Here is a 5715-nt window from a genome sequence, read left to right on the forward strand (position 1 = left end):
TTTTCGTTGCTGTTCCTTTTGCTTGGTACGTTCTCTTGCTTCGATAGCTTGTTTCTGTGCTTTTAACTGTTTCAGTTTCTCTAACTGGGCTTCAATTTTCTTTTCGATATTTTCAGCAGATTTAGTCATAACGGTTAATTTCGGAATATAGAAAACCACTCAAGCATAAGACCCTATGAATTGAAATTCAAGCGGGTAATATGCTATCGTGTTTTTCATGAAATGCGCACTTACGACTTGGATTTCATCCAAGTCAAAGTTTGCGTAAGGGGAATCCCCTTAACCCCAAAAAATTGCTACGCAATTTAAAAAAGCAAAAGGTAAATAAAAATGTATCGGTATAATTTTAGAGAAACTCACCTTTACCTTTGTCCAAATTGCGGACACGAATGCACTTATAAGATGCCTGAACAGATGGCACAACATGCAGAAGAAAGAGAAGTTCAGAACCTAAAAAGAGAATGTGAAAAATGCGGTTATTACGTCCCTGCTAGTCGGAAGTGTTAAGCGATGGCGATTTATCATTGCTCGACCAAAACAGTTAATCGAAGTTCAGGCAGAACTGCTGTTGCATCTATGGCTTATCGTGCAGGTGAAAAGCTCAAAGATGAACGCACAGGGCTGACCCATGACTTTACAAGAAAAGATGGTGTCGCCCATTCAGAAATTATCTCGAATCTCGATATTGAAATTGACCGTAATGACCTTTGGAACTTGGCAGAACAGTCCGAAAACCGCAAAGATGCCCGAACCGCTAGAGAATGGGTAATCGCCCTACCCGATGAATTAGACGCTGATCAACGTAAGGACTTGGCAAAAGACTTTGCCAGGTCCTTAGTTGATCGCTATGACGTAATCGCAGATTTAGCCATCCATGAACCGAGTAAAGGCGGTAATGATAAAAACCATCACGCCCATATCATGCTCACAACCCGAAAAGCCGAATTGAATGCAGACAATAAACTCACTCTGACCACCAAAACCGATATTGAACTCAGTAACGCCAAACGAAAAAGCCTTGGTATGGGGACAACCCAAGACGAAATTAAACAGATTCGGGAAACGTGGGCAAATTTAGCCAATCACGCATTAGAACGAGCAGGCTTTCAGGAAAAAATAGACCACCGCAGCTATGCCGATCAGAATAACGGACTACAAGCCACCATCCATGAAGGCACTAAAGTCACCCAATTACGCAGACAAGGCATAGACACTGAAATCAGCCGTTTTAATGACAATGTGAAACAGCAGAACGCCCAACAGCTTGACCAACAGAAACAGCAGAAAGAGAGCGTTTTACAGCGTGGTTTAAACCGTGTCGATCAAGGTTTTGATCAATGGCAGAAGAACCAAGAAACCAAACGTCTAGAACTGGAACGCCAAGCGGAAATGAAACGACAGCAAGAATTAGATAAACAACGAGCCGAGCAAGCACTCCGCAAGGCATCTCAAAAACTAAGTAGAGGCGGAATGTCATTATGAGCAATCAAAATGATTTAGATGACCAGTTATATATTTTATTGGCATCCATGAAGGAATATCGAGAAGCCATAGCAGACGATAAGAAGCGATTAGAGCAGTTTTACAACCAAGTCGCTAGTGGAGTGCTAGACAAGGCTGAAAAATCGCTAGAAAACGCAAATAAAAAGCATACAGGTGCATTAAACAACAGTATTCAGGCATTAAACGAAGCTACAAACAGGCTCAACTTAAAACTTATCCTTATTTTTGCCAGCACGTTTGTGGCTGTGATGATGGTATTCATTTTGGCTATCTTCTTATACATACCAAGCAAAGACGAAATTGATGAACGTAGAGCAGATCTGGCTGTACTAAAAAAATATCCGCTACAAATTCGAGAAAGTGATGGTGAAACATTGGTGAGAATAATGAGGAAAAATTGCTACTCGTTTGAACCGAGTAGTGTCAAAGAAAAAACCTATGACTGGTGTCAGATCGACCCTAAAAAATACTAGTTGATCGGTACTTTGCTTGGTTTTTCTCATTACGAATCAAATTACAGCAAGCGCAAAGTTGCCCGACTTTGAAACATGGCTAAAGCCATATTTCAAAGCATCGAGCGATAGTCATCCAAAAATTTCGGAATGGCTATCCAACTGATGCAGTTCTAAAATATCGTCACCAACAAGCCTATAAATCAAGACTAAGTCAGGCTTCACATGACAATCACGACAATTCTTAAACTCTGCACCACCCTTCAAGGGATGATCTAAATATTTTTCAGGCAAAGGATTATTTGCGACTAAACAATCTAATACTTCTGCCCATTCAGCCGTAACCAGTTCTAAATAACGTCTTTTAATATCACGTTTAAAAGAACTGGTTACGATAATCTTACGTTTAGCCATGTGCTTCTTCCGACATAGCTTTAATCGCTTCTTCTTCCGACATAGCTTTAATCGCTTCTTCTACCGTTTCGTACTCGGTGTACTCGCCATTTTCAATCTCTTTTAAAGATTGAAGTAACTTAGCTGCTGCTTTAGGAGTTAAAGCAGTTTCTCGCGCATAGTCAAAAGATAAAGGGATCGCCTTAGTTTTAACGATTTGATTCAAGAACAGTTTGAATGCTTGGGGCATAGTCAAACCGTAGTCTTCTAAAATAGGCGTGACTTGTTCTTTTAACTCTGCTTCTAAGCGCATATTGAAATTGACTGCGGACATGATTTCCTCACTCAAAAAACATTAAAGTAAAGATAATATAAGGCATATTCTTTACTTTTTCATTACTTTTGATGTAATAAATGGTTTCTAACAAATGAATTTCGTATAACCACCATTATGTTAAATGTATAACTTTATAAAGTGTTAATTTTAAAGTCTTCCAATGTTTTGCCTTTTTCTTCTAATAAATTATGAACAAACTCAGGCTCTAATTTCAGCATCAGTTCAATAGCATCATGGATTTTCCAAAATTGTAATTCAGGATGATCTATTATTTGGATTAAATGGTTTTTAATTAAAGGAATATATTCATCGTATTTTTCATCATCAATTAACCAAAATAAGCGACTAATATCAAATGGTTCTGTATTAGATATTTCTATAATCTTTTGTATAGGATGAAATATTTTTATTCTAGCCTGTTCACCAAATCCTAGATCAGCTTGGAATGCCCAATAACGAACAAAAGCTCTAAGTACATGCTGAAGTGTATCATCATAACCATGTAAACGATGATCTATATAACCAACTAATTTATTTTCATTTAATAAATTTACTAATGCATCAAAACCAGAGGATTGTCCCCAATTAGTCAGAAGTTTTGCTGCCTCAAATACAATATTTTCATCAGAAGAATTTAATAAATTTATGACTTGTTCTATACGATCTTCAGGAATATCTTCTGGATCTAAATCTGTTGCATCACATGCGTAATCTGCATGAGTAGGAACGTCATGCAGTAATACAGAAATTTCTTTATTCATTAAGCCACTCATTAATAATTATCTTAAGATTTTCTAAAATTAACATAATACACCTTATACGAAATGCGTTATAATTATCTATAGAAATCAATGCTGTAGTTTCTAGTTTATAGCCCAGTCTCCCATGACTGGGCTTTTTTTATGACTTTTCACGTTCCACGACTATTATTTAAGCAATGTTTCACAACTTTGATTAGCTCCAGTAAATAATTAAAACCTAGATAATAAGAACCTAGCGAGTGTCTACGAGCGATTGAGCATCATCAAAATTTCGCCCTTGCCTTTTCTCTGATTACAAGCTCCCTTTCGATTTTAAAAGGTAGGTACAGAGCATCCCGAATGGGTGCGAACTTTGGAGCTTTTGCTTTTCAAAAAGTATGAGCGAAGCGAATACATTACCAATGCTTTTGCTTTTAGATTTCACAAACATGATTAACTAAAAACTGCCCCACGAAGCGAGGAACGAGCTTCAATAGAGTACGAGCTTTAGCGAGTACCTAGGGCAGTTTGCACTCCCCTCTCGAAAGGCTTTTAATTATTTTTAAAGCTTTTAATGCTTTTAGACAGGTTGAAACCCTTGTGTAGTAAGTGTTACAGACTATATAAACGGACATTTGCTCTTGTATAAACGGACATTTGCTCTTGTATAAACGGACATTTGCTCTTGTATAAACGGACATTTACTCTTAATTAAAGGACGTTATAAATATTGACCTTAAAAAGATATTAGATTACATTGTCCTTTAATTAGATAATAATAAGTTCTTCTTATGAAAAATAGTTTAGTCGTGAAAGATAATGCTCTAATAAATGCCAGTTACAACCTAGAGCTAACGGAACAACGTTTGATCATGCTAGCTATCATTAATGCTAGAGAATCGGGACAAGGAATCACTGCGGATAGTAAACTGGAAATACATGCTAGTGACTACGCCAAGCTATTCAATGTATCTGCCGATGCGTCATATAAAGCTTTGAGAGAAGCTGTAAATAATCTGTTTAATCGTCAATTTAGTTATACAGCCGAATATAAAAAAACAGGCAAAGTCGGCATTGTTCGATCTCGCTGGGTAAGCCGTATATTTTATGTAGATGACCTAGCATTGTTAGAAATTACTTTTGCTCCTGATGTAGTGCCTTTAATCACACGATTGGAAGAACACTTTACAAAATATGAAGCTAAACAAGTTGCTCACCTAACCAGTAAATACGCCACTAGGCTTTATGAATTGCTGATTGCTTGGCGTGAAGTTGGAAAAGTTCCACAACTAGAACTTAGTGAGTTTAGAAATAGATTAGGTCTTGTTGATAGTGAATACACCGCCATGAGTGACTTCAAAAAGCGTGTGCTTGAACCATCAATTAAACAAATTAATGAGCATACTGATATTACTGTAACGTATGAACAGCATAAAAAAGGACGGATCATTTCAGGTTTTTCTTTCAAATTTAAGCAAAAACAACAGCCAAAAGTTGAAGCAAAAAGAGATCCAAACACGCCTGATTTTTTTATAAAAATGACCGATGCACAACGCCATTTATTTGCGAATAAAATGTCTGAAATGCCTGAGATGGGAATATATTCACAAGGTACAGAAAGCTACCAACAATTTGCTATTCGTATCGCTGATATGCTTTTAGAGCCTGAAAAATTCAGAGAGCTTTATCCAATTTTAGAAAAATCAGGATTTCAGCCATGATTAAATTAAATAACCTATCAACCGATCTAAAGCATGTGACCGTTGAATACCTCGACATCGTAAATTATGAAATTGCGAGGGAAAATATATGCGGTTATATCTTCCTATTATCCCGACTATCCAAAGATGCCGAACCCACCGGAAAAATGCAGATGGAAAGCAAAATACAGGACTTAATTTACTATCGAGATAATTTGCAGATAGAAGACAAGGACAATATTCAAAAGGTTTTAAATACGCTCATTCCAGAGTATCAAGCCGAACAAAACAACCAAATAGCGAAGAAAAATTAGGCTTCAATGTCGGGCAAATCAAAAAGCTGTCGATCTCTATTTTCTGTTAAATACTCGTTGAGTTCAGCGAGTATTTTTTCTTTATTGGCTTCATTCTGCATTTTTTTAATCAAATAAGAACCGAGCAGAATTTTACGCCGAGTATCATCTTTTCGTTGCTGTTCCTTTTGCTTGGTACGTTCTCTTGCTTCGATAGCTTGTTTCTGTGCTTTTAACTGTTTCAGTTTCTCTAACTGGGCTTCAATTTTCTTTTCGATATTTTCAGCAGATTTAGTC

The 5715-nt window shown here is 36.9% G+C and carries 8 protein-coding genes and 1 pseudogene; 4 read left to right on the plus strand and 5 right to left on the minus strand.

All coding sequences use genetic code 11. The features are described from left to right. Nucleotides 1-129 (minus strand): annotated as a pseudogene (locus tag FTU02_RS16020) (mobilization protein); the annotation flags it as partial. 381 nt (nucleotides 130-510) lie between these two features. On the opposite strand from FTU02_RS16020, the gene mobQ reads away from it, so the two are divergent. Next, nucleotides 511-1482: a MobQ family relaxase gene (gene mobQ / locus FTU02_RS16025; RefSeq protein ID WP_180015673.1), complete on the plus strand. Its 972-nt coding sequence runs from the start codon at nucleotides 511-513 to the stop codon at nucleotides 1480-1482. Next, on the plus strand, nucleotides 1479-1976 hold the full coding sequence (locus FTU02_RS16030; RefSeq protein ID WP_179997568.1) for a hypothetical protein: 498 nt from the start codon (nucleotides 1479-1481) through the stop codon (nucleotides 1974-1976). The genes mobQ and FTU02_RS16030 overlap by 4 nt, the downstream gene beginning before the upstream one ends. Nucleotides 1977-2087: 111 nt before the next feature. On the opposite strand, the gene FTU02_RS16035 is transcribed toward FTU02_RS16030, so the two are convergent. The 3 genes from FTU02_RS16035 to FTU02_RS16045 form a co-directional block, all read right to left on the minus strand. After that, nucleotides 2088-2369, minus strand: a complete 282-nt coding sequence (locus FTU02_RS16035; protein ID WP_001129137.1) for a type II toxin-antitoxin system YafQ family toxin — start codon at nucleotides 2367-2369, stop codon at nucleotides 2088-2090. Beyond that, nucleotides 2362-2682, minus strand: a complete 321-nt coding sequence (locus FTU02_RS16040) for a type II toxin-antitoxin system RelB/DinJ family antitoxin (protein ID WP_180157969.1) — start codon at nucleotides 2680-2682, stop codon at nucleotides 2362-2364. The genes FTU02_RS16035 and FTU02_RS16040 overlap by 8 nt, the downstream gene beginning before the upstream one ends. A 134-nt stretch (nucleotides 2683-2816) precedes the next feature. Further along, nucleotides 2817-3446, minus strand: a complete 630-nt coding sequence (locus tag FTU02_RS16045) for a hypothetical protein (RefSeq protein ID WP_078194520.1) — start codon at nucleotides 3444-3446, stop codon at nucleotides 2817-2819. Between the two features lie 770 nt (nucleotides 3447-4216). Here FTU02_RS16045 and repM point away from each other — a divergent pair. Continuing rightward, entirely contained in the window at nucleotides 4217-5146 is a 930-nt protein-coding gene (repM, locus tag FTU02_RS16050) for a replication initiation protein RepM (RefSeq protein ID WP_152872916.1), read from the plus strand. Beyond that, nucleotides 5143-5439, plus strand: a complete 297-nt coding sequence (locus FTU02_RS16055) for a hypothetical protein (RefSeq protein WP_180157971.1) — start codon at nucleotides 5143-5145, stop codon at nucleotides 5437-5439. The genes repM and FTU02_RS16055 overlap by 4 nt, the downstream gene beginning before the upstream one ends. Here FTU02_RS16055 and FTU02_RS16060 read toward each other — a convergent pair. Then, on the minus strand, nucleotides 5436-5715 hold a 280-nt coding region (locus FTU02_RS16060), incomplete at its 5' end, for a mobilization protein (protein WP_180157973.1). The two genes, FTU02_RS16055 and FTU02_RS16060, sit on opposite strands and share 4 nt — an antisense overlap.

The sequence above is a fragment of the Acinetobacter sp. YH12045 genome, assembly GCF_013419925.1.
Taxonomy (GTDB): Bacteria; Pseudomonadota; Gammaproteobacteria; order Pseudomonadales; family Moraxellaceae; genus Acinetobacter; species Acinetobacter amyesii.